The sequence below is a fragment of the Burkholderia sp. MSMB617WGS genome, from assembly GCF_001532025.2.
In the GTDB taxonomy this organism is placed as follows: domain Bacteria; phylum Pseudomonadota; class Gammaproteobacteria; order Burkholderiales; family Burkholderiaceae; genus Burkholderia; species Burkholderia savannae.
Genome location: NZ_CP013457.1, coordinates 3739788 through 3762037, shown reverse-complemented (window position 1 = coordinate 3762037; position 22250 = coordinate 3739788). Strand labels below are relative to the sequence as shown.

Here is a 22250-nt window from a genome sequence, read left to right as displayed (position 1 = left end):
ATCCTTCGGAACGGGGATCGATTCGGAAATGCTTCGATAAGCGGGTAAAACGTCAGCGCGGCGCGGCGGCGCGCAACGCTTTCAGCAACAGGTTCACGTCGAGCGCCGCCGACGCCGCCTCGGGCGACGGCGGGCTCATGTGCGCGACGTCGCCGACGAGCGGCGCGCCGTGCTCGCGGTCGAGCCACGCGCGCAGCGTGTCGACGTTTTCGTCGGCGAAGTTCATCGCGGCGTCGACGCGGTTCGCGACCCAGCCGGCGATGCTCAGGCCGCGCGCGGCAATCGCGTCGGCGGTGAGCAGCGCGTGGCTGATGCAGCCGAGCCGCACGCCGACGACGAGCACGACGGGCAGGCCCAGCGCGACCGCGAGATCGGCGGTGTCGCGCGTGCCGGTCAGCGGCACGCGAAAGCCGCCGACGCCTTCGACGACGACGACGTCCGCCGCCTCGCATGCACGGCGATGCGCGGCGACGATCGCGTCGATGTCGAGCGCGACGCCTTCGCGCGCGGCGGCGATGTGCGGCGCGGCGGGCGCCTTCAGCAGGAACGGCGTGCGGATCTCGGCGGGCAGCGCGACGTTCGCGGCGGCGTCGAGCTGGTCCGCGTCGTCGTTGCGCCACATGCCGTCGCGCTCGTATGCGCCCGCGGCGATCGGCTTCATCGCCGCCGCGCGCAGCCCCGCGCGCGCGAAGCCGCGCAGCAGCGCGGCCGACACGAAGGTCTTGCCGATCTCGGTGTCGGTGCCCGTCACGAACAGCGAAAGCGGCGCGCTCATGCGGCGGCCTCGGCCCGCGTGACGAGCGCCGCTTCGAGGCGCGCGAGGTCGTCGAACGAATGCGCGGCCGACAGCGAGATCCGCAGCCGCGACGTGCCGGCCGGCACCGTCGGCGGCCGGATCGCGGGCACCCAGAGGTTCTGCGCGTCGAGCGCGGCCATCGCGGCGAGCGTCGCTTCGTTGCTGCCGATCACGAGCGGCTGCACGGCCGTGTGCGAATCGACGGGCCGCCACGGCGTCGCGCGCAGGATCGCGCGCGTGCGCTCGATCAGCGCGGCGAGATGCGCGCGTCGCGCGTCGCCTTCGTCGCTCGCGATCACGCCGAGGCTCGCGGACACCGCGCACGCGACGGACGGCGGCGCGGCCGTCGTGAAGATGTAGCTGCGCGCGCGCTGCACGAGCCATTCGATCACGGTCTCGTGCGCGACGACGAACGCGCCCGCGACGCCCGCCGCCTTGCCGAGCGTGCCGACGTAGACGAGGTTCGGCGAGCGCAGCCCGTGCGCGGCGAGCGCGCCGCGGCCTTGCGGGCCGAGCACGCCGAAGCCGTGCGCGTCGTCGACGACGAGCCATGCGCCGTGCGCTTGCGCGAGCGCGACGAGGCGAGCGAGCGGCGCGACGTCGCCGTCCATGCTGAACACGGTGTCGGAGACGATCAGCTTCGTCGGCGCGTCGGACGCGGCGAGGAGCGCTTCGAGCGCGTCGGCGTCGGCGTGCGGATAGATGCGCACGTCGGCGCGCGACAGCCGCGCGCCGTCGATCAGCGAAGCGTGGTTCAGCGCGTCGGAGAAGATCGTCGCGCCGCGGCCCGCGAGCGCCGTCAGCGCGGCGAGATTCGCCATGTAGCCGGTGCTGAAGTAGAGCGCGCGCGGCGCGTCGCAGAAGCCGCCGGAGAATGCCGCGAGCTCGTCTTCGAGCGCCGCGTGCGCGCGCGAATGGCCGCCGAGCAGATGCGAGCCGCCGCTGCCGGAGCCGTAGCGGCGCGCGCCTTCGGCGAACGCTTCGATCAATCGCGGATGCGCGGCGAGGCCGAGATAGTCGTTGCTCGCGAAGCCGACGATCTCGCGGCCGTCGACCGTCATGTGCGCGCCGCATGCGGTGTCCGCGATGCGGCGGCGGCGGCGCAGCCCTTGCGCGTCGATGTCGGCGAGGCCGCGTTCGAGCGTGGCGAGCAGGTTCATGCGCGTGCCTCCGTGAGCGTTGCGTCGAGCGTCGCGCGCGTGCGCGACGCGAGCCATTCGATTTCGCCGTCGTCGAGGATGTACGGCGGCATCAGGTAGACCGTCGTGCCGATCGGGCGCAGCAGCGTCTCGCGTGCAAGCGCGTGCTCGAAGAAGCGGCGCGGGAATGTGCGGGCCGCGTCGCCTTCGAGCGCGACGTCGAACGCGAAGATCGTGCCGCGCTCGCGCAGGTGGCGCACCTGCGGATGCGATGCGAGCGGCGCGAGCGCGGCGCGCATCAGCGCGGACTTGCGCGCGTTCTCGGCGAGCACGTCGTCGGTGTCGAACAGATCGAGCGTCGCGACGGCCGCGCGGCACGCGAGCGGATTGCCCGTGTACGAATGCGAATGCAGGAAGCCGCGCGTCACGTCGTCGTCGTAGAACGCCTCGAAGATCGCGTCGCGCGACAGCACGAGCGACAGCGGCAGATAGCCGCCGCTGATGCCCTTCGACAGGCACAGGAAATCGGGCCACACGTTCGCCTGCTCGCACGCGAAGAACGTGCCGGTGCGCCCGCATCCCACCGCGATCTCGTCGGCGATCAGATGCACGTCGTGCGCGTCGCACAGCGCGCGCAGGCCGCGCACGTACGACGGATCGTGCATCGCGAAGCCGGCCGCGCACTGCACGAGCGGCTCGACGATCAGCGCGGCGATTTTCTCGCCGCGCTCGGCGAACAGGCGCTTCACGTCGTCGAGCGCGCGCGCGGCGACGTCGGCGGCGCTCTCGCCGGGTTGCGCGCCGCGCGCGTCCGGCGACGCGACGACGTGCGCCGCGCGAATCAGCGGATCGTATGCGTCCTTGAACAGCGCGACGTCGGTCACGCCGAGCGCGCCGATCGTCTCGCCGTGATAACCGTTCGCGATGCAGACGAATTCGCGCTTGTCGCCGCGGCCGCGGTTGCGCCACGCGTGGAAGCTCATCTTCAGCGCGATCTCGACGGCCGACGCGCCGTCCGACGCGAAGAACGCGTGGCCGAGCGTGTGCCGCGTGCGCGCGGCGAGCCGCTCGGCGAGCTCGATCGCGCTTTCGTGCGTGCAGCCGGCGAGCATCGCGTGCTCGAGCGTGTCGAGCTGCTGCTTGAGCGCCGCGTTGATGCGCGGGTTCGCGTGGCCGAACAGGTTCACCCACCACGAGCTGATCGCGTCGAGATAACGGTTGCCCGCGCGATCGAAGAGCCACGCGCGTTCGCCGCGCGCGACCGGGATGAGCGGCAGCCGCTCGTGGTGCTTCATCTGCGTGCAAGGATGCCAGACCGCGCGAAGGCTGCGCGCGACCCAATCGTCGGTTGCGTGTGTGCTCAAGACTGCTCCGGGACCAAAACGCGTCGAGGGCGTGCGAAGCGCCGCTTGCTCATGCGGGATCGATGGCGGAGAAAGCGCTCGATCGGATGGCGAAAAACGCGTGTGCAAAATCAAAACCGGGGCTGAGATTAGCGTGTTTTGCGCTTCGTTGCAGTACCCGTTACAAAACGCCGGAGCCTTTACGGACGCGGAGTTCGGCGCATTTCGCGGCCGCTCGCGACGGTTTGGGCCCGTTCGTTCGCATACGGCGCAGAAGACGACGGCAAAGAGTGGCTACCCGTCGGGCGGAAATCGGGCGGCGCGCGGCCGAAACAGCGCGAGCGCCGAAAAAAGGGCGCTTTCAGGCGAGATCGAATGGCTGCCCGCGTGCGTCGCCCGCGCCGACAGGTGACGCGCGCGGACGGCGTGCGGTCATCGATGTGAGGAAAACGCAAGAACGCGGAAGAGGAGCCGGCCGCAGCGGTGCGCCGGCGTGCGGCCGAGAACGGCCAAGCGCGGGACGGATCGATTGCTCGGCGATCAGCGGCTTGCGAGTGCGCGCGCGGCGTTCGGCGAATCGTCAGCCGTTTGCGCGATCGCGTCGCGCCACACGACGCGATCGTCGACCGCGTACAGCTGGCACTGCCCCGCGCTCTGCTTGCGGCAGCCATCGAGCGCGAGCGCCATCGGATCGTCGCCGCCTTCGGCCCACGACCACGCGCCTTCGCTCGACACCGCGAACGCGCGGCTCGGATGCTGCGCGAGGAAGCGGCGATACGCGGCGCGCCCGGCCTCGTCGATGAACGGCACCGCTTCGACCGCGTCGATCGCCGCATAGCCGCTCGCTTTCGGCTCGTGCGGATTCGCGACCGCGTAGCGGACCGACGTCGGCAGATTCAGCTGCGCGAGGAACGACGCGACGGGCGGCCACCAGATCGGCACGCCGTCGCGATCGACGATGATCCGGTGCGCGTCGTCCTTATAGCGGCCGAAATCGACGAAGAGCGTGCTCGCGCCGTGCGACACGTACGCGTCGCGCAGTTGCGCGACGAGCGCGGGCGACCATACGGAATCGTTGTCGCCGTACAGCCACAGCGACGGCACATGCGTGCGCGAGCCGTACGTGTCGAACGCGTCGACGAGATTCTTCTGCCAGCCTTCGCAGAGATCCTGGCGCAGCCCGCCCGAGAAGTTGATGATCCCGCGCACGCCGCGCGCGGCCTCGGCGCCGTATGCGAGCGATACGAGCCCGCCGTGCGACGTGCCCGCGACGACGACGTGCTTCGCATCGACGTAAGGCAGCCTCGACATGTAGCCGATCGTCGCGGCGACGTCGCGCGCCTGCGCGACGCCGTTTCGCTCGACGTCGCAGCCTTCCTGGGCATACGCGCCGCCCGAGCCCGCGAAGCCTTCGCGGTTCGGCGCGACCACCGCATAGCCGCGCCGCACGAACTCGCGCGCGAACGACAGCGGCCGGCTGCGCGGCTGCGCGCGCAGGTCGCCGGGGTTCTTGCCGTGATTGAAGACGACGAGCGGGAAGGGGCCGGGGCCGTCCGGCTTGAACACCGTCGCCTCGAGCGTGATCGCGCCGGCCGCGTCGACCGGAATGCGGATGATCGTTTCGTTGAGATTCGCGGCGACGGGCGGCAGGCCCGAATTGCCGTAGTCGAAGCGCTCGGCGTTCGCGAGCGCGCCGGGGCGGGCGTTCGCGGCGGCAGGCGCGGACGGAATGTCGGGCGGCAGCGGGCCGGCCTGAGCGGCCGACAGCACGCATGCCGCGATCCATCCCGTCATCACCTTGCCGAATGCCATGCCAGAGCCCACCGACGCGAATTGCACCAAACGTCGGCCATCCTAGCCTGACAAATTCCGGTTGTGCAATGCCGGAATTACCCGGCATGGCGAGCTGCATCGCCAACCCGCGGTATCGGCTTGGGCCGCGTGGACTCAGCGCTCGCTTACATCGCCGTCGACGTAGCGCCACGCGCCTTGCGCGTCGCGCGTGAAACGGCTCGTTTCGTGCATCCGGTGCGCGCGGCCGCCGACTTTGTAGCGTGCGACGAATTCCACTTCGGCGTGCGTATCGTCGAGCTGCGCATGGCGCTTGATCGCAAGGCCGAGCCAGCGCGGCGCGTCCGCGCGGGCGGCGTCGGCGCCGAGATCGGGCGGGCAGGTGCGCGGGTCCCAGGTCGCGCGCAGATAATCGGTCGCGCCGAGCACGTACGCGCTATAGCGCGAACGCATCAGCTCGAGCGCCGTCGCGGCGCGCGCGTGCCCGTCGATCAGGCGCGCGCAGCAATCCGCGTAGCGCGGCGCGCGCGCGTTCGCCAACGCGCCGGGCGCGGCGCCGCCGCACGGACAGTCGAGCGGGCGCTCGGAGGCGGGCTTCGTGGCTTGCATCGTGATTCGAAAAAAAGGGGGCGGCTCGCCGGCTCACCAGCCGAGCTCGACGCCGTCGTATTGGAAGAAGCGGCCGTTCGCCTGCTCGCGGTCGCCCGCCGCCTGCGCGATCACGCGCCGCATGCCGGCGACGCTTGCCTGCGGCTCGAGCGCGGCCTGCGCGCCGCCCATGTCGGTGCGCACCCAGCCCGGGTGCAGCGCGATGCAGGCGGCATGCCGCGCCTGCAGCGACGCGATCCGCAGCGCGTCGTTCACCGCCGCCTTGCTCGCGCGATAGAGCCAGCCCGTCGTGCCGGTCGCCTCGCTGATGCTGCCCATCTTGCTCGACAGCACCGCGAGAACGCCGCGGCTCTCCTCGACGAGCGGCAGCAGGATCGGCATGAGCAGCATCGGGCCGAGCACGTTCGTGTGCATCACGTCGTCGAAGTCCTCCGCGCTGACGGGCTCGACGCCCGCCGTGCGAGGACCGTACACGCCCGACACGACGACGGCCGCGTCGAGCGCGACGTCGCCCAGTTGCCGGTCGAACGCCGCGACGTCGCCCGGCCGCGCGACGTCGAGCGCGATCGCGCGCGCGCCCGCCGACGCAAGCGACGCGAGCGATGCCTCGTCGCGCGCGGTGGCGATCACGCGCCAGCCGTCGTGCAGATATTGGCGCGCGAACTCGCGGCCGATGCCGCGCGATGCGCCGACGATCAATACGGTCTTCATCGGAGGACTCCTGTTCGAGTGCGCGTCGAATCGATCAGATCAGCTCGATGCCCATCGCGGTCGCCTCGCCGCCGCCGATGCACAGGCTCGCGACGCCGCGCTTGGCCGCGCGCGCGCGCAGCGCGCCGATCAGCGTGACGAGGATGCGGGCGCCCGACGCGCCGATCGGATGGCCGAGCGCGCACGCGCCGCCGTTCACGTTGACTTTGTCGTGCGGCAGGTCGTGCTCCTTCATCGCCGCCATCGCGACGACCGCGAACGCCTCGTTGATCTCGTACAGATCGACTTCGGCCGCGCGCCAGCCGTTCTTGTCGAAGAGGCGCCGGATCGCGCCGACGGGCGCCGTCGTGAACTTCGACGGCTGTTGCGCGAACGTCGAATGGCCGACGACGCGCGCGAGCGGCGTGACGCCGAGCCTGCTCGCCGTCGACGCGCGCATCATCACGAGCGCGGCCGCGCCGTCGGAGATCGACGACGAATTCGCGGCGGTCACGGTGCCCGTCTTGCTGAACGCCGGTTTGAGCGTCGGGATCTTCTCGGGGCTCGCCTTGAACGGCTGTTCGTCGCGCGCGATCACCGTCTCGCCCTTCTTGCCGGCCACCGTCACGGGCGCGATTTCCCACGCGAACGAGCCGTCTTCGTTCGCCCGCTTCGCGCGCGCGAGCGATTCGATCGCGAACGCGTCCTGCGCCTCGCGCGAAAACGCGTATTCGCCCGCGCATTCCTCGGCGAACGTGCCCATCAGGCGGCCCTTGTCGTATGCGTCCTCGAGGCCGTCGAGGAACATGTGGTCGAGCACCTGGCCGTGGCCCATGCGCATCCCCGCGCGCGCCTTCGGCAGCAGGTACGGCGCGTTCGTCATGCTTTCCATGCCGCCCGCGACGATCACGTCGGCCGAGCCCGCGACGAGCATGTCGTGCGCGAACATCGCCGCGCGCATGCCCGAGCCGCACATCTTGTTGATCGTCGTGCAGCCGACCGAAAGCGGCAGCTTCGCGCCGAGCGCCGCCTGCCGCGCCGGGGCCTGTCCCTGCCCCGCCGGCAGCACGCAGCCCATCACCGCTTCGTCGATCTGCTCGGGTTTCAGGCCCGCGCGCTCGAGCGCCGCGGCGATCGCGACCGCGCCGAGCTGCGGCGCGGCGAGCGACGCGAAATCGCCCTGGAAGCCCGCGATCGGCGTGCGCGCCGCCGATGCGATGACGATCGGGTCCTGATCAACAGCCGTCATGTTTCGTCTCCTTGATGGTTTGGGCAATGAGATCGACCGCGCCGGCGAGCTGCGCCGCGTCGGCCGCCACGACGTCATTGTCCGCCGAATGCGCGCCTCCTGCCGAGAGCGCGCCGACCGCGCGGCGGTACGTCGCATCGAGCTGTTCGGAGTGCGACACGGCCATTCCGAGATCGCGCATCCGGCCGTCGTGCACGCCGTAGACGAGCGCGTGCACGGTGAGCGGCTGGCCGCGCGCCCACGCGTCGTTGACGATCGTCGTGCGGCACACGTTGACGACCTGCTCGATCGCGTTGAGCTCGATCAGGCGCCGGTAGCGCGCTTCGCCGAGCGGCCATTCGTCGAGCAGCGCCGCGTGCTTCTCGCGCACGTCCTGCACGTGGTGCAGCCAGTTGTCCGCGAGCCCGACGCGGCGGTTGTGCAGCGCCGCGTTCACGCCCGAGCAGCCGTAGTGGCCGACGACCATGATGTGCTTGACCTTCAGCAGGTCGACCGCGAACTGGATCACCGACAGACAGTTCAGATCGGTGTGCACGACGACGTTCGCGATGTTGCGGTGGACGAACACTTCGCCGGGCGGCAGGCCGATGATCTGGTTCGCGGGCACGCGCGAATCGGAGCAGCCGATCCACAGATACTCGGGCGCCTGCTGGTCGGCGAGGCGCGAGAAGTATTGCGGGTCGCCGGCGAGCTTGCGCTTGACCCAGGCGTCGTTGTTGTCGAACAGATGGGAGAGCGGATGGTCGTTCGTGTTCATCTCAAGTGAGTTCCGTGGGATGAAAAAAAAGGGCTCACGCGGCGGCGCGCTTGCCGTCGTCGGCCGCGTCGCTCGGCGCGAAGCGCTCCGGATAGCGGATGCAAAAGCGCAGCGCCGGCTCGTACGCGTAGAAGTCGGGCAGCTCGCCGCGCAGCAGGCGGTCCTTGCTGTCCTGCCAGAGCTGCGGATCGAAGAAATCCGCGTGATGCCTGATGAAATGCTCGCGCACGCGCGGATCGCCGAGCAGGAACGGCGCGTAGGTTTCGGGGAAGATGTCGTGCGGGCCGACCGTGTACCACGGCTCGCCCGACATCTCGTCTTCCTCGTTGCGCGGCGGCGGCACGCGGCGCACGTTGCAGTCGGTCAGATATTCGATCTCGTCGTAGTCGTAGAACACGACGCGCCCGTGGCGCGTCACGCCGAAGTTCTTGTACAGCATGTCGCCGGGGAAGATGTTCGCCTGGATCAGCTCCTTCACCGCGTTGCCGTATTCGCGCACGCCGTGCTCGATCTCCGCGTCGCTGCCGTTCTGCAGGTACAGATTGAGCGGCACCATCCGGCGCTCGATGTACAGGTGCTTGATGACGAGGTTGCCGCCCTCGTATTCGATGAGCGACGGCACTTCCTTTTCGAGCTCGCGCACGAGCGCGTCGTCGAGCCGCGCGAGCGGCAGCGCGACGCTCGAGTATTCGAGCGTGTCGGCCATCCGGCCGAGACGGTCGTGACGCTTGACGAGCAGGTACTTGTCCATGATCTGCTCGCGCGTCGTTTCCTTCGGCGGCGGGAAGTGGTCCTTGATCATCTTGAACACGTACGGGAACGACGGCAGCGTGAACACGAGCATCACGAGCCCCTTGATGCCGGGCGCGACGATGAAGCGGTCGCTCGAATGCGACAGGTGATGCAGCAGATCGCGATAGAACAGGTTCTTGCCCTGCTTCTGCAGGCCCACCGACGTGTAGATCTCCGCCTTCGGCTTGCCCGGCATGATCGAGCGCAGGAACTGCACGTACGCGGACGGCACGTTCATGTCGACGAGGAAGTACGAGTGCGAGAAGCTGAAGATGATCTTCAGCTGGTCGCGCCGCAGCAGCACCGTGTCGAGCGCGAGGACGCCCGCGCGCGCGTGGCGGATCGGCACCGCGAACGGCAGCACGCGATCGCCGTTGATGATGCGGCCGACCACGTACGCGGTCTTGTTCCGGTAGAACAGCGACGAGAGCACGTGGATCTGGAAATTCACCGCTTCGTCGAATGCGCCGAACTCGTCGTGAATCGCCTGCATGATGCACGCGATGTCACGCTCGAGATCCTCGAACGGCGGGTTCAGCTGGAAGTTCGTGACGATCCGCTCGAGCGTCGCCGCGAGCCCTTCGCTGCCCGGATAGTACGCGCGGTACGTCGGCTTCGCGGCGGGCTCGTCGTTCTCGATGTATTCGGTCGAGATCGCCGGGCGCACGAAGATGAAATCGTTGTTGAAGTACGCGCGGTGCAGGATCTTGCAGCACACCGAATTGAAGAACGTCTCCGCGCACTCGGGTTGACGGTGCGACGTCAGGAGACCGATGTAATGCAGCTTGATCTGCGGCCAGACTTCGCTGCCGATGTTCTCCGCGTCGTACTCGTCCTCGAGCAGCTCGACGCATTCGCGCACGCGATCGTCGTACGACGTGATGCGCTCGCGCGCGAGCCGCTGCAGCGCGTGCCAGTCCTCGCGCTCGAACAGGTCCTTCGCCTCGACGGCCGCTTCGCGGAAGATCCGGTAGTGGCGGTCGAAGTTCTCGAGGATCGTCTGCGCGACGTCGAAGCCGATCTGCGAGGACAGCAGTTTGGGAAAATGATTCATCGTGCGCGGGCTCACGGGCGGGAAGCTCACGCCATTTTAGCGCCCGGCGGGCGCGCTTTAGGCAACGCGGGGCGATTCGGCGCAGGCGGCCCGCGCGAACGGTTCAGCGACGTTCGCCGACGTTTCGCGGATCTTCCCGCAACGCTCGGGGTTCGCGCGGGATCGTGGCGCGATCTTTTTTTCAGGGGCGCGAAGGCTCGCGGCGCGCGGTTTCGCGTTGAGCGATAGAATCGGTTCCGGTTCGCGCCGCACCGCGGGCCCGACGACAACGCAACGAGACACCCCCGATGAACGCACTGGAACACCAACTCGATTATCCGTTCGCCGACACGCTGCCCGAGCCGGGCGGCTTCGTCGAGGTCGCGCCGGGCGTGCGCTGGCTGCGCATGCCGCTGCCGTTCGCGCTCGATCACATCAATCTCTGGCTGTTGCGCGACGAGATCGACGGGCAGGCGGGCTGGACGATCGTCGACTGCGGGATCGCGTCGTCGGACATCAAGGCGCACTGGGAGCGGATCTTCGACGCGCATCTGGACGGCCTGCCCGTGCTGCGCGTGATCGTCACGCACTGTCATCCGGATCATCTCGGACTCGCGAACTGGCTGTGCGAGGGCGGCGAGCGCGCGCGCTGGAACGTGCGGCTGTGGATGACGCTCGGCGAATACCTGTTCGGCTGCCTGATGGCGGCGGGCAACGGTTCGAACGCGGGCGGACCGGGCGCCGCCGACCATTTCGCGCGGCACGGCCTGACCGATCCGGCCTCGCTCGACAAGCTGCGCAGCCGCCGCAGCTACTTCTCGGATCTCGTGCCCGCGGTGCCGCCGCGCTACCGGCGGCTGCGCGAGAGCGACGCGGTCGCGATCGGCGGGCGCGAATGGCGCGTCGTCACGGGCTACGGCCATTCTCCAGAGCATTGCGCGCTCCACTGCGCGGCGGACGGCGTGCTGATCTCCGGCGACATGGTGTTGCCGCGGATCTCGACGAACGTGTCGGTATTCGATCTCGAGCCGGAGGCAAACCCGCTCGCGCTTTATCTGGGCTCGCTCGGCCGCTACGAAGCGATGGCGGCCGACACGCTCGTGCTGCCGTCGCACGGCAAGCCGTTTCGCGGGCTGCGCACGCGCATCGCGCAACTGCGCGCGCATCACGACGCTCGGCTCGCCGAGGTGCGCGCCGCGTGCCGCGAGCGGCCGATGAGCGCGGCCGACATCGTGCCGATCATGTTCAAGCGGGGCGGGCTCGACATTCATCAGATGACTTTCGCGCTCGGCGAAGCGATCGCTCACCTGAATCTGCTGGGGCTCGCGGGCGAGCTCGCGCGCGAGACGGGCGCGGACGGCGTGATCCGGTTCCGGCACGCGGGCTGAGGCGCGCGGGCTCGATTCCGCATTCGACATCCGATTCCCGCCGTCGCGCCGGCCGCGCCCGCCGGCGATCCGGCGTCACGCCGAGGGCTCGAAGCGCCATCCCTCGCCCGTCCAACGCATCGAATGCGTGGGCGCGAGCGCGTCGATGAACGCCGCATCGTGCGACACCGCGATGATCGCCCCCGGAAAATCCGCGAGCGCCGCCTCGAACGCGCGCACCGATTCGAGGTCGAGGTGGTTCGTCGGCTCGTCGACGACGAGCAGCTCCGCGCCCGACAGCAGCGCGCCGATCATCGCGACGCGCGCGTGCTGGCCGCCGCTCAGCGCATGCGCGGGCGTGCCGGCGTCGATCGGCAGGCCGGCGTCGTCGAGCGCCGCGCGCCAGCGCTCGGCGAGGTCCCAGCGCCCGTCGAGCGTGCCGAAGTCGTCTTCTCGCGCGTCGCCGCGCGCGATGCGCTCGAGCGCCGCGAGCGGCGCGAGCGGCGCGAGCGGCGCGTCGAGATGCGCGACGGCGGCGGCCGTGCAACGTGGGTCGTGTGTCGCGCCGGCGTCGTGCTGCGCGACGAACGCGATCGACGCATGCCGGTCGATCGCACCCGCCGTCGGCGCGAGCCCGCCCGCGATCAGGTGCGCGAGCACGCTCTTGCCGACGCCGTTGCGGCCGGCGATCGCGGTCGGCGTGCGATCGAACGTGAGGTCGAGCGAATCGAACAGCGTGACGCCGTCGTCGAAGCGGAAGGAAATGCGATGGATCGCGACGAGCGCGGTAGCGGGTGCGGTTCGGGCCATGAGCACCTCCGAAAATGGGTGGCGACTTTCGCGCGGCGCGCACGGGATGCACGAAGTGCAACGCGCGGCGGCGAAACCATTCGGGGAAGGCTCAGTTGTTCACTTGGCGGCTCGGAATTCGTCGGAGGAAAGATGCGCGGAGTTTAGCAAGCTCCGCGCGAAGCGGACAAGGGCGGCCCGGCGCGCGTCGTTGCGCGCGGGCCGCGGCGGCGGCGTCGCAGCGCTACTGCACCGACACCGCGTCGAAGTGCTGCCGCCCGAACGGGCTCACGCGATAGCCGGCGACGTTCGGACGCGTGATCGCCGCGGCGGTCGGATAGCCGAGCGGAATCCACAGCGCCTCGTCGTGGATGATCTTCTGCGCGGCTTCGTAGAGCTTCGCGCGCTTCGCCTGATCGGCCGTTTCCTTGCCGTCGGCGATCAGCCTGTCGAGCTTCGGATCGCAGTAGCGCGCGAAGTTGAGCCCCGACTTCACCGAGTTGCAGCTGAATTGCGGCGTGAGGATGTTGTCCGGATCGCCGTTGTCGCCGGCAAAGCCCATGAACAGCAGGTCGTGCTGGCCGAGCTTCGCCTGCTTGATCAGCTCGCCCCATTCGATCACCTTCACGTCGGCCTTCACGCCGATCTTCGCGAGGTCGGCCTGCAGCAGCTCGGCGCCCGCCTTCGGGTTCGGGTTCAGCACGCTGCCCGTCGGGCGCACCCAGATCGTCGTCGAGAAGCCGTTCGGAAAGCCCGCGGCCGCGAGCAGTTGCTTCGCCTTCGCCGGATCGTGCGGATACGGCGCGATCGATTTCGCGTAGCTCCACGTGTTCGGCGGGTACGGGTTCGTCGCGGGCGTCGCGGTGTTGTCGAACACGACCTTCAGGTACGTCGTGCGATCGAACGCGAGATTGAGCGCCTCGCGAACCTTGTCGTTGTCGAGCGGCTTCTTCTGCGTGTTGAGCGCGACGAACGCGGTCATGAACGCGGGCGTCTCGACGACCTTCAGCGCGCGGTCGGCCTTCGCCGCCGCGACGTCCTGCGGCTTCGGCGACAGCGCGATCTGGCATTCGCCCGCCTTCACCTTCTGCGCGCGCACCGAAGGATCGGGCGTGATCGCGTAGATGAGGCGCTCGACCTTCGGCTTCGGCCCCCAGTACGTCGGGTTCGCCTCGTAGCGGATCACCGCGTCCTTCGTGTAGCTCTTCAGCACGAACGGGCCGGTGCCGACCGGCTTCGCGTTCAGGTCGGTCTGCTTGCCCGCCTTCAGCAATTGATCCGCGTATTCGGCCGAATAGATCGACGCGAAGCCCATCGTCAGGATCGGCACGAACGTCGCGTTCGGCTCGTTCAGCTCGAACTTCACGGTCGAGTCGTCGACTTTCGTCACCGCCTTCACGAGCTTCACGAGCCCCATCGATTGCGCATGCGGAAAGCCGCTCGCGCCCGCGACCTTGTGCCACGGATTCGCGTCGTCGAGCATCCGGCTGAACGTGAAGACGACGTCGTCGGCATCGAGCGCGCGCGTCGGCTTGAAGTAGTCGGTGGTCTGGAACGCGACGTTCGGGCGCAAATGGAACGTGTACGCGAGGCCGTCGGCGCTGACGTCCCATTTGTCCGCGAGCGCGGGCACGACCTTCTTCGATGCTTCGTCGTACGACACGAGCGTGTTGAACACGACGTCGGCGGACGCGTTCGTCGTGACGAGCGAGTTGTACTGGACGACGTCGAAGCCGTCCGGGCTCGACTCGGTGCAGACCGTCAACGGTTTCGCGGCGGCGACGGCGGGGGCGGCGGCGACGAGCGCGGCGGCGGCGATGAGCGTGAAGCGCATGAGATCTCCCACGTGGCGTAATTCTGATGACGGCGGGCGGCAACGCCGCAGCGGCCGCACGCCAGCGGGATAGCATACCGTCAATATGCGCCCGATGTTAATCGGCGCCGGAACGCACCATGCCGCGGCGCCGGAACCGACGCCGCGGCGGCGCGCCGCCGCGGAGCAGCGGCGTTACGTCAGCTCGATCGCCAGCGCGGTGGCTTCGCCGCCGCCGATGCACAGGCTCGCCGCGCCGCGCCGCGCGCCGCGCTCGCGCAGCACGCCGAGCAGCGTGACGACGATGCGCGCGCCCGACGCGCCGATCGGATGGCCGATCGCGCACGCGCCGCCGTGCGCGTTCACGCGTGCGCGCGGCAGGCCGAATTCGCGCATCACCGCCATCGGCACGACCGCGAACGCCTCGTTGATCTCGTAATAGTCGACGTCCGACGGCTGCCAGCCGGTGCGCGCGAACAGCTTGCGCAGCGCGCCGATCGGCGCCGTCGTGAACCATTCGGGCTCCTGCGCATGCGCGGAGTGCGCGCGGATCGTCGCGAGCGGTTGCACGCCGAGCGTCTCGGCGACCGACGCGCGCGCGAGCACGAGCGCCGCCGCGCCGTCCGACAGCGGGCTCGAATTCGCGGGCGTGATCGTGCCGTCGGCGCGAAACGCGGGCTTGAGCGTCGGGATTTTCGCGGCGTCGACGGTTTGCGGCTGCTCGTCGATCGAAATGGTTTGCGCGCCTTGACGCGTGCGGATGTCGACGGGCGCGATCTCCCAGTCGAGCGCGCCGCTTCGCTGCGCATGCTGCGCCCATTGCAGCGATTCGGTCGCGTACGCGTCTTGCGCCGCGCGCGTGAAATCGTAGCCCGCCGCGCAGCGCTCGCCGAATTCGCCCATCGGCGTGCCGCGATCGTACGCGTCCTCGAGGCCGTCGAGCGCGACGTGGTCGTAGAAGCTCGCGTGGCCCGAGCGGTAGCCGCCGCGCGCGCCGAGCGCGAGATACGGCCCGTTCGACATGCTCTCCATGCCGCCCGCGACGACGACGTCGGCGCTGCCGTTCGCGAGCGCGTCGAATGCGTAGCGGATCGCCTGCATGCCGGAGCCGCACACCTTGTTGACGGTCGCGCACGCGACCGAGCGCGGCAGCCCCGCGCCGAGCACGGCCTGCCGCGCGGGCGCCTGCCCGAGCCCCGCGCTCAGCACGCAGCCGACGTACGCTTCGTCGACGCGCGCCGGATCGATGCGCGCACGCTCGACGACCGCGCGGATCGCGACGCTGCCGAGCTCGGTTGCGCGCTTCGACGAGAGGTTGCCCAGATAGCGGCCGACAGGCGTGCGCGCCGCGGAAAGAATCACGATCGGATCGGCTGACATGATGCGCTCCATGCGTGGGGAAAAGACGGCCTGGTATTTGAATGCATATGCATATATTATGGTCGGGCGCGTTGCCGATGCAAGGTGCGGCGCTCATGGGAGGAGTACGGCTGGGGAACGGCGAATGAGGCCGCGGGTACGACGGGTACGACGGGTACGACGTGTGCGCGTGTCGCGCGGCGGCGGGTCGCGTCGCGCGGAGGAAAGCGCCGCGCGCGAAACGCGCTCGGAAGGACGGCGAACCGCGAGGCTCAGTCCGACAGCGCCTCGGCGAGCGCGAAAATCTCGGCGTCGAGCGCCTGCATGTTGCGCTTGCCGACGCGCCGATACACGTCGTTTTGCGCGGCTTCCCAATCGGCGCGCGACGCCTTGTACAGCGCGGCGCCCTTCGGCGTGAGGCTCCAGAGCCGTACGCGCTGGTCGTCGCCGGATTCGGCGCGCACGAGCCGATTCGACTGCAGCGTCGCGAGCGTGCGGCTCAGCGTGGTCTGATCCAGCAGCAGGCGCGTCGCCAGCTCGCCCGTCGGCAGCGTGCCGCAGCCGTGCAGGGCCGCGAGGATCGTAAACTGCGTGACGCGGATGCCGTGCTTCGCGAGGTGCGCGTCGTAGAGCGACGTGATGGCGCGCGTGGCCTGGCGCAGCGTGCCGCAGTGGCACAGGAGTCTCATTGGAGCGTCGCTCATCGTGGGTCCTTCGGAATCGTTCGTCGACAGCGAACATTCTATGACTTACAAAATGCATATGCATGATTTTGCGTCGATCGGCGGTGGCGCATCGGTGCCGTGGATCGCCGTTTTGATGGATGAACCGATGTGCATGCATCGGTTGAGCGGAAAGTTGTGCTCGCCGATCGGGGCGAGGCGGCTTCGTTCGGGGTGTGGCGGCACCGCGTGCGCTCACGTGCGCGGCGGCGGCCGTGCGTAACCGTGGTCTTGTCAGCGAGAATCGAAATGAAACTGGATGATGCTGTCGTACTGGTGACGGGGGCGAATCGCGGCCTGGGGCGCGCGTTCGTCGAGGGGCTGAAGGCGGCCGGCGCGAAGAAGATCTACGCGGCCGCGCGCGATCCGGCGCGCGTGACGACGCCCGGCGTGCAGCCGGTGCGGCTCGACGTCACGCGTGCGGACGACGTCGCCGCCGCCGCGCGCGACCTGCGCGACGTCAATCTGCTCGTCAACAACGCGGGCATCTACCGGACGGGCTCGCTCGTCGCGGATGCGGACGGCGGCGCGCTGCAGGCGCAACTCGATACGAATTTCTTCGGGCTGCTCGCGATGGCGCGCGCGTTCGCGCCGGTGCTGCGCGAGAACGGCGGCGGCGCGATCGTCAACGTGCTGTCGGTGCTGTCGTGGCTCGGCGTGCCGAACGCCGGCGCGTACGGCATTTCGAAGGCCGCCGCGTGGGCCGCGACGAACGCGCTCCGCAACGAGCTGCGCGAGCAGGGCACGCGGGTTCTCGCGCTGCATTCCGCGTACATCGACACCGACATGGTCGCGCAGGCGCAGGGCGTGCCGAAGAACCGTCCGGAGGACGTCGTCCGGCAGACGCTCGACGCGCTCGCCGCCGGCCGCGACGAGGTGCTCGTCGACGATTTGACGCGCGGCGTCAAGGCGGGATTGTCGGCCGATCCGGCGGTCTACACGCAGCCGCCGACGGGCGCGTGAAGGCTCGTTGAAGCGCCGCTGAAGCGCCCGTGCGACGGCTGCGCGAGAGATGCGTGACGGATGGGTGAAAGGCGCGGCGCAAGATGTGTCGCCGCTGGCGTTGCCGCCTTCGCCTTCGCCGTCGCCTTCACGTTCGTCGTTGCCGTCGACGTCGACGTTGGTGCTGCCGTCGCCACCGTCGCCATTGCCGCCGCCGTCAGCGGCGGTGCGCCTCAGCCCGCCTTCGCCCGCGGTTTGCGCGGCGCTTTCTCGAAGAGGCGGTCGTACAGCCAGCGCGGCATCACGTGCAGCAGCTTCGCGACGACGCCCATCTGCCACGGAATCACGCGAAACGCCGTCTTCTGCGAAATGGCGAGCGCCGCGCGCTTCGCGAAGCGGTCCGCGTCCATCAGGAACGGCATCGGATACGGATTGTGCTCGGTCATCGGCGTGCGGATGTAGCCGGGCGCGATCGTCACGACCGCGACCTGCGCGGGCCGCAGCTCGACCCGCAGCGCCTCGAGATATCTGATCGCCGCTGCTTTCGACGCGCTGTACGCGCCCGAGCCCGGCAGCCCGCGCACGCCGGCGACGCTCGCGACGCCGACGAGCGTGCCGCGTCGAGCGGCCGTCATCGGTGCGATGAACGGCTCGAACGTTGCGATCATTCCGTAATAGTTGACGTCCATGATCTCGCGGAACGCGGCGAGATCGCCTTCGCCCGTGATCGCGCCCTTGCTGATGCCGGCGTTCGCGATCACGATGTCGGGACACCCGTGCGCGGCGACGAAGCGCGATGCGGCGAGCGCGAGCGCGTCGGCGTCGCGCACGTCGGCCGGGTAGATCGAGATCGCGGCTTTGGGAAAGCGCTGCGCGAACTCGGCGAGCGCGTCGGCGCGCCGGGCAACGAGGCCGAGCGTCGCGCCTTGCCGCGCGTATTCGGCGGCGAGCGCGAGGCCGAGTCCGCTGGACGCGCCGGTGATGAAGACCTTGAGCGGGAGAGGGGCGTTCATGCCGGCGCGGGGCGGGGGGTTACAGCTTCTTGTCCTGCACTTGCTTGACGAGGTAGTCGAGCACCTGCGCCGTGCCTTCCAGGCTGTTCGTGTACGCCGGGCCCGTCTTGTACTTGCCCTGCACGACGATCGTCGGCACGCCGTCGATGTTGTAGCTCTTCAGCAGCTCGGCCGATTGCTTCACCTGGCCTTGCACGCTGAACGAGTTGTACGCGTCGAGGAACTTCTTCTTGTCGACGCCTTGCGTCGCGAGGAAGTCGGCCTGCGCCTGCGGCGTCAGCAGATAGTTCTTCTCCTTGTGGATCGCGTTGAACACGGCGGGCGTGACTTTCTCGGAGATGCCGAGCGCCGCCAGCGCGTAGAACAGTTTCGAGTGCGGAATGAAATCGTCACGGAACGCCACCGGCACGCGCTTGAACGCGATCTTGTCGCCTTGCTTCTTCACCCATGCCTCGACCGTCGGCTCGAACTCGTAGCAGTGCGGGCAGCCGTACCAGAAGAACTCGATCACCTCGACCTTGCCGGCCGGCGCGGACACCGGCTGCGGCGACTTCATCACTTCGAAGTCCTTGCCGGCGACGGGCGCGGCCGGCGACGCCTGCGCGAAACCCGCGACGAGGCTCAGGGACAGGAACAGCGTGCTAAGCAGTTTTTTCATGTTCGAACGTTCAATCGGTTGCGTGGGTAACGATGTCGGACGGCAGCGCGGCTTACTGCTTCGTAAAGCGGATCACGGCGGTATCGACTCCCGCATCGGACAGCCGCTGGCGCGCGGAGTTCATATCGTCGAATTTCGAGAACGGTCCGATCCGCACACGGAAGTAGGTGACGCCGCTCACGTCGCGCTTGGACACCTTCGATTCGAACCCCTGGAAGCCGAGGCGCGCGCGCTGCTGCTCGGCGTCCGCTTCGGTCTTGTACGCGCCCACCTGCAGGAAGTAGCCGGTGTTCGCGTCGGCGCCCGACGTCGGCTTCGCGGCGGCCGTCGTCGCCGACGACGCGCCCTTCGGCGCCTGCGCGGCCTTAGGCGGCGTCGCGGCGTTCGCCTGCGCGTTGTTGTTCGCGACGTGCGGCGCCGAGCTGCCGTTCGCGGCCGTCTGCGGCTTCTTCGCGGGCGGCGGCGTGATGTCGGCGGGCTTCGGCGCGACCGCGACGCCGTTGTCGGCGGCGTTGTTCGATTCGCTCGACGAGCCGTTGCCGTTGTTGTTCGACGACGGCACTTCGACGATCTGCGGCTCCGGCAGCAGCGGCGGCTGGCTCGGATTCGCGGCCTGGCCGGGCGCCGTGTTGGGCGGCGCGGGCTGCGCGGCCTGCGGCGTGACCGGCTGGCCCGGCGTCTTGCCCTGCAGCGCGCGGTTCGGATCGAACTGCTGCGGCTGGCTCGCGTTGCTGTCGGCGGGCGGCGCGACCTTCGACACGAACGGCGACGGCGCGCGGGTGATATAGAGCGCCACCACTACCGCGATGGCCAGGCCGACGATGAGGCCCAGCACGATTCCAAGAAACGTTCCTCCGGCTTGTTTCGATTGCTTCGACGTGCGGCGTGGTTTTGCCATTGCTTGAGTCACCTGCGAAAAATTTCGTGAAACAGCCGCGGCGCGCTGCGCCGCGGCGCTTGGCCGATGGTCCCGGCGTTACATCTTGCTGGGCGCGGACACGCCCAGCATCGCGAGACCGTTTTCGAGCACCTGGCGCGTCGCCGCGAGGAGCGCGACGCGCGCGGTGCGCGGCGCTTCTTCGTCGACGAGAACGCGCTCCGCATTGTAGAACGAGTGAAACTCGCTCGCGAGGTCGCGCAGGTAGAACGCGACCGCGTGCGGCGCGAGCTCGTGCGCCGCGTGCGCGAGCACGTCCGGATACTCGGCGAGCTTCTGCATCAGCGCCGCCGCCTGCTTGCTGCCGAGCGGCGACAGGTCGGCGCCCGGCAGCAGCGCGTCGGTGGCGCCATAGCGTGATTTCCACTCGTTGAGCACCGAGCAGATCCGCGCGTGCGCGTACTGCACGTAATAGACCGGGTTTTCGTCGTTCTGTTTCAGCGCGAGATCGATGTCGAACACGAATTCCGTGTCCGCCTTGCGGGAAATCAGGAAGAAGCGCACCGCGTCGCGGCCGCGCGTGATCGTCGCCTCGTCGAGCAGGTCGGGCGAGACTTCCGAGCCCGGCGTCGCGCCGCCCGACCATTCGATCAGGTCGCGCACCGTCACGTAGCTGCCCGCGCGCTTCGAGATCTTCACTTCCTGGCCGTCGCGCATCACCGTGACCATCTTGTGCAGCACGTAGTCGGGATAGCCCTTCGGAATCCCGACGTGCAGGCCCTGCAGGCCCGCGCGCACGCGCGCGATCGTGCCGTGGTGGTCCGAGCCCTGGATGTTGATGACCTTCGTGAAGCCGCGCTCCCACTTCGTCACGTGGTACGCGACGTCCGGCACGAAGTACGTGTAGGTGCCGTCCGACTTGCGCATCACGCGATCCTTGTCGTCGCCCTCGTCGGTCGTGCGCAGCCACAGCGCGCCTTCCTGCTCGTAGGTCATGCCGGCCCGGATCAGCGCATCGACCGTCTTCTCGACGCGGCCTTCCGTGTAGAGCGACGACTCCAGATAGTACTGGTCGAACTTCACGCCGAACGCCTTCAGGTCCATGTCCTGTTCGCGGCGCAGGTACGTGACCGCGAACTTGCGGATCGCCTCGAGATCCTCGACGTCGCGCTTGCCCGTCACCGGCTCGCCGTCGCTCGCCGCGACGGTCTCGCCGTTCAGGTAGTCGCGCGCGATGTCGGCGATGTACTCGCCGTTGTACGCGGCCTCCGGCCAGAGCGCGTCGCCCGGCTTGAGGCCGCGGGCGCGCGCCTGCGTCGAGATCGCGAGATTGCCGATCTGCACGCCCGCGTCGTTGTAGTAGAACTCGCGATGCACCGCGTAGCCCTGGCTCGCGAGCACGTTCGCGAGCGCGTCGCCGAGCGCCGCCTGGCGGCCGTGGCCGACGTGCAGCGGGCCCGTCGGGTTCGCGGACACGAATTCGACCAGCACGCGCTTGCCGTGGTTGCGCTCGGACGCGCCGAACGCGCGGCCTTCGGCGAACACCGCGCCGATCACCGCCTGCTTCGACGCGGGCGAGAGGCGCAGGTTGATGAAGCCGGGGCCGGCGATTTCGGCCGCGTCGACGAGGCCCGCCGCTTCGGGCTGCGCGGTGAGCGCGGCGACGATCTTCTCGGCGAGCTGGCGCGGATTCGCGGAAAGCGGCTTCGCGAGCTGCAGCGCGACGTTGCACGCGATGTCGCCGTGCGCGGCGACCTTCGGGCGCTCGAGCGCGATCGCGGGGAGGATGAACGTGGCGTCGGCGTCGCCTTTGGACGCCTGGACGACCTGCTTCACGCTGTTTTCGAGCAGGGTTTCGAGAGTATGTTTTTGAGCAGGCAGCATGCTGGTCGAAGATATCGTTGGCGGCGTCCCGCCTGGCCGGGCCGCCGTCGCGCCACACGGCGCGCGTTTCAGGGATCGCTGAATTTTAACAGGTGCTAATATGTCCCTCAGGTGCTGAGCGCCCCCGACGTTTGTTCAGCGCGCCGGCCGGGCGTCCGTCGCGGACGTACGGCGAGCACGACAAGATGAAAAGGGAGTTGTCATGATTACGTTCAAAAGCAAGGCGGCACAGGATCTGGATGTGCTGAAGGATTTCGCGGTCTATGTGCTCGGCGTCGTCGGCAAGCAGCTCGGCGAGCGCGGCGTGATCACGTCCGACGAGCTCGACGACGCGATCGCGAAGCTCGAGGACGCCGTCAGCCAGGCCAAGCAGGCGCGGGCCGAGCATGCGGGCCATTTCCATGAAGACGAACCCGATCACCCGCACCACGAAGTCTCGCCGAGCCTCGCGCAACGCGTCGCGCCGTTTCTCGTGATGCTGCGCGAAGCGAAGGCGCAGAACGCCGACATCCACTGGGGCTTCTGAGCGCCGTTCGCCGGCCTTCCGATACCCGGAAAGCCCGCCTCGCGCGGGCTTTTTGCATGTTGGGGGCCGGGGCGCGCGGCGCGCTCCGGCCGCCGTCGGCC

19 protein-coding genes and 1 pseudogene are annotated in these 22250 nt (G+C 69.0%); 3 read left to right on the top strand and 17 right to left on the bottom strand.

What is annotated here, in order from left to right:
- Window positions 1–52: 52 nt before the first annotated feature.
- From bioD to aceK, 9 genes are all read right to left on the bottom strand, one after another.
- A complete protein-coding gene (bioD, locus tag WT60_RS18425) occupies window positions 53–775 on the bottom strand; it encodes a dethiobiotin synthase (protein ID WP_060355154.1) in 723 nt (240 codons plus the stop codon).
- Complete coding sequence (bioF, locus tag WT60_RS18420; RefSeq protein ID WP_038747174.1) at window positions 772–1956, bottom strand: 8-amino-7-oxononanoate synthase; 1185 nt, start codon at window positions 1954–1956, stop codon at window positions 772–774. The genes bioD and bioF overlap by 4 nt, the downstream gene beginning before the upstream one ends.
- Window positions 1953–3299, bottom strand: a complete 1347-nt coding sequence (gene bioA, locus WT60_RS18415; protein ID WP_038747078.1) for an adenosylmethionine--8-amino-7-oxononanoate transaminase — start codon at window positions 3297–3299, stop codon at window positions 1953–1955. Before bioA ends, bioF begins: the two co-directional genes overlap by 4 nt.
- A gap of 519 nt (window positions 3300–3818) precedes the next feature.
- Window positions 3819–5090 (bottom strand): CocE/NonD family hydrolase, encoded by a 1272-nt coding sequence (locus WT60_RS18410; protein ID WP_161788656.1) that lies wholly within the window; start codon window positions 5088–5090, stop codon window positions 3819–3821.
- 135 nt (window positions 5091–5225) lie between these two features.
- Window positions 5226–5678 (bottom strand): YchJ family protein, encoded by a 453-nt coding sequence (locus tag WT60_RS18405; protein WP_038747084.1) that lies wholly within the window; start codon window positions 5676–5678, stop codon window positions 5226–5228.
- A 33-nt stretch (window positions 5679–5711) separates the two neighbouring features.
- Entirely contained in the window at window positions 5712–6389 is a 678-nt protein-coding gene (locus WT60_RS18400; RefSeq protein WP_038747087.1) for an SDR family oxidoreductase, read from the bottom strand.
- Window positions 6390–6423: 34 nt separating this feature from the next.
- The gene (locus tag WT60_RS18395; protein ID WP_038747090.1) at window positions 6424–7617 is read right to left on the bottom strand and encodes an acetyl-CoA C-acetyltransferase; all 1194 of its coding nucleotides are present in this window, start codon (window positions 7615–7617) and stop codon (window positions 6424–6426) included.
- On the bottom strand, window positions 7604–8374 hold the full coding sequence (gene can / locus WT60_RS18390; RefSeq protein ID WP_038747093.1) for a carbonate dehydratase: 771 nt from the start codon (window positions 8372–8374) through the stop codon (window positions 7604–7606). The genes WT60_RS18395 and can overlap by 14 nt, the downstream gene beginning before the upstream one ends.
- A 34-nt stretch (window positions 8375–8408) precedes the next feature.
- On the bottom strand, window positions 8409–10220 hold the full coding sequence (gene aceK, locus WT60_RS18385) for a bifunctional isocitrate dehydrogenase kinase/phosphatase (RefSeq protein ID WP_038747094.1): 1812 nt from the start codon (window positions 10218–10220) through the stop codon (window positions 8409–8411).
- Between the two features lie 287 nt (window positions 10221–10507).
- On the opposite strand from aceK, the gene WT60_RS18375 reads away from it, so the two are divergent.
- Complete coding sequence (locus tag WT60_RS18375) at window positions 10508–11587, top strand: MBL fold metallo-hydrolase (RefSeq protein ID WP_060355155.1); 1080 nt, start codon at window positions 10508–10510, stop codon at window positions 11585–11587.
- Here WT60_RS18375 and WT60_RS18370 read toward each other — a convergent pair.
- The 4 genes and pseudogenes from WT60_RS18370 to WT60_RS18355 all read right to left on the bottom strand — a co-directional run.
- Window positions 11522–12376, bottom strand: a pseudogene (locus tag WT60_RS18370) (ATP-binding cassette domain-containing protein); the annotation flags it as partial. The gene WT60_RS18375 and the pseudogene WT60_RS18370 overlap by 66 nt on opposite strands.
- 223 nt (window positions 12377–12599) lie before the next feature.
- Window positions 12600–14189 carry an ABC transporter substrate-binding protein gene (locus tag WT60_RS18365; RefSeq protein WP_038747101.1) on the bottom strand — a complete coding sequence of 530 codons (1590 nt, stop codon included), beginning with the start codon at window positions 14187–14189 and terminating at the stop codon, window positions 12600–12602.
- Between the two features lie 174 nt (window positions 14190–14363).
- A complete protein-coding gene (locus WT60_RS18360; protein ID WP_060355174.1) occupies window positions 14364–15548 on the bottom strand; it encodes an acetyl-CoA C-acyltransferase in 1185 nt (394 codons plus the stop codon).
- 251 nt (window positions 15549–15799) lie between these two features.
- The gene (locus tag WT60_RS18355) at window positions 15800–16216 is read right to left on the bottom strand and encodes a MarR family transcriptional regulator (RefSeq protein WP_038747104.1); all 417 of its coding nucleotides are present in this window, start codon (window positions 16214–16216) and stop codon (window positions 15800–15802) included.
- A 282-nt stretch (window positions 16217–16498) separates the two neighbouring features.
- On the opposite strand from WT60_RS18355, the gene WT60_RS18345 reads away from it, so the two are divergent.
- Entirely contained in the window at window positions 16499–17212 is a 714-nt protein-coding gene (locus WT60_RS18345; RefSeq protein ID WP_038747107.1) for an SDR family oxidoreductase, read from the top strand.
- A gap of 212 nt (window positions 17213–17424) precedes the next feature.
- Here the strand turns inward: WT60_RS18345 and WT60_RS18340 are convergent, their stop codons facing one another.
- The 4 genes from WT60_RS18340 to argS form a co-directional block, all read right to left on the bottom strand.
- The gene (locus WT60_RS18340) at window positions 17425–18204 is read right to left on the bottom strand and encodes an SDR family oxidoreductase (RefSeq protein WP_038747110.1); all 780 of its coding nucleotides are present in this window, start codon (window positions 18202–18204) and stop codon (window positions 17425–17427) included.
- A 19-nt stretch (window positions 18205–18223) separates the two neighbouring features.
- Complete coding sequence (gene dsbA, locus WT60_RS18335; protein ID WP_038747112.1) at window positions 18224–18862, bottom strand: thiol:disulfide interchange protein DsbA; 639 nt, start codon at window positions 18860–18862, stop codon at window positions 18224–18226.
- Window positions 18863–18914: 52 nt separating this feature from the next.
- Window positions 18915–19760, bottom strand: coding sequence for an SPOR domain-containing protein (locus WT60_RS18330; protein ID WP_059670162.1), 846 nt, complete (start codon window positions 19758–19760; stop codon window positions 18915–18917).
- Between the two features lie 78 nt (window positions 19761–19838).
- Window positions 19839–21623: an arginine--tRNA ligase gene (gene argS / locus WT60_RS18325; RefSeq protein WP_060355157.1), complete on the bottom strand. Its 1785-nt coding sequence runs from the start codon at window positions 21621–21623 to the stop codon at window positions 19839–19841.
- A gap of 202 nt (window positions 21624–21825) precedes the next feature.
- On the opposite strand from argS, the gene WT60_RS18320 reads away from it, so the two are divergent.
- Window positions 21826–22149 (top strand): DUF1840 domain-containing protein, encoded by a 324-nt coding sequence (locus WT60_RS18320; protein WP_038747120.1) that lies wholly within the window; start codon window positions 21826–21828, stop codon window positions 22147–22149.
- The last annotated feature ends 101 nt before the right edge of the window (window positions 22150–22250 follow it).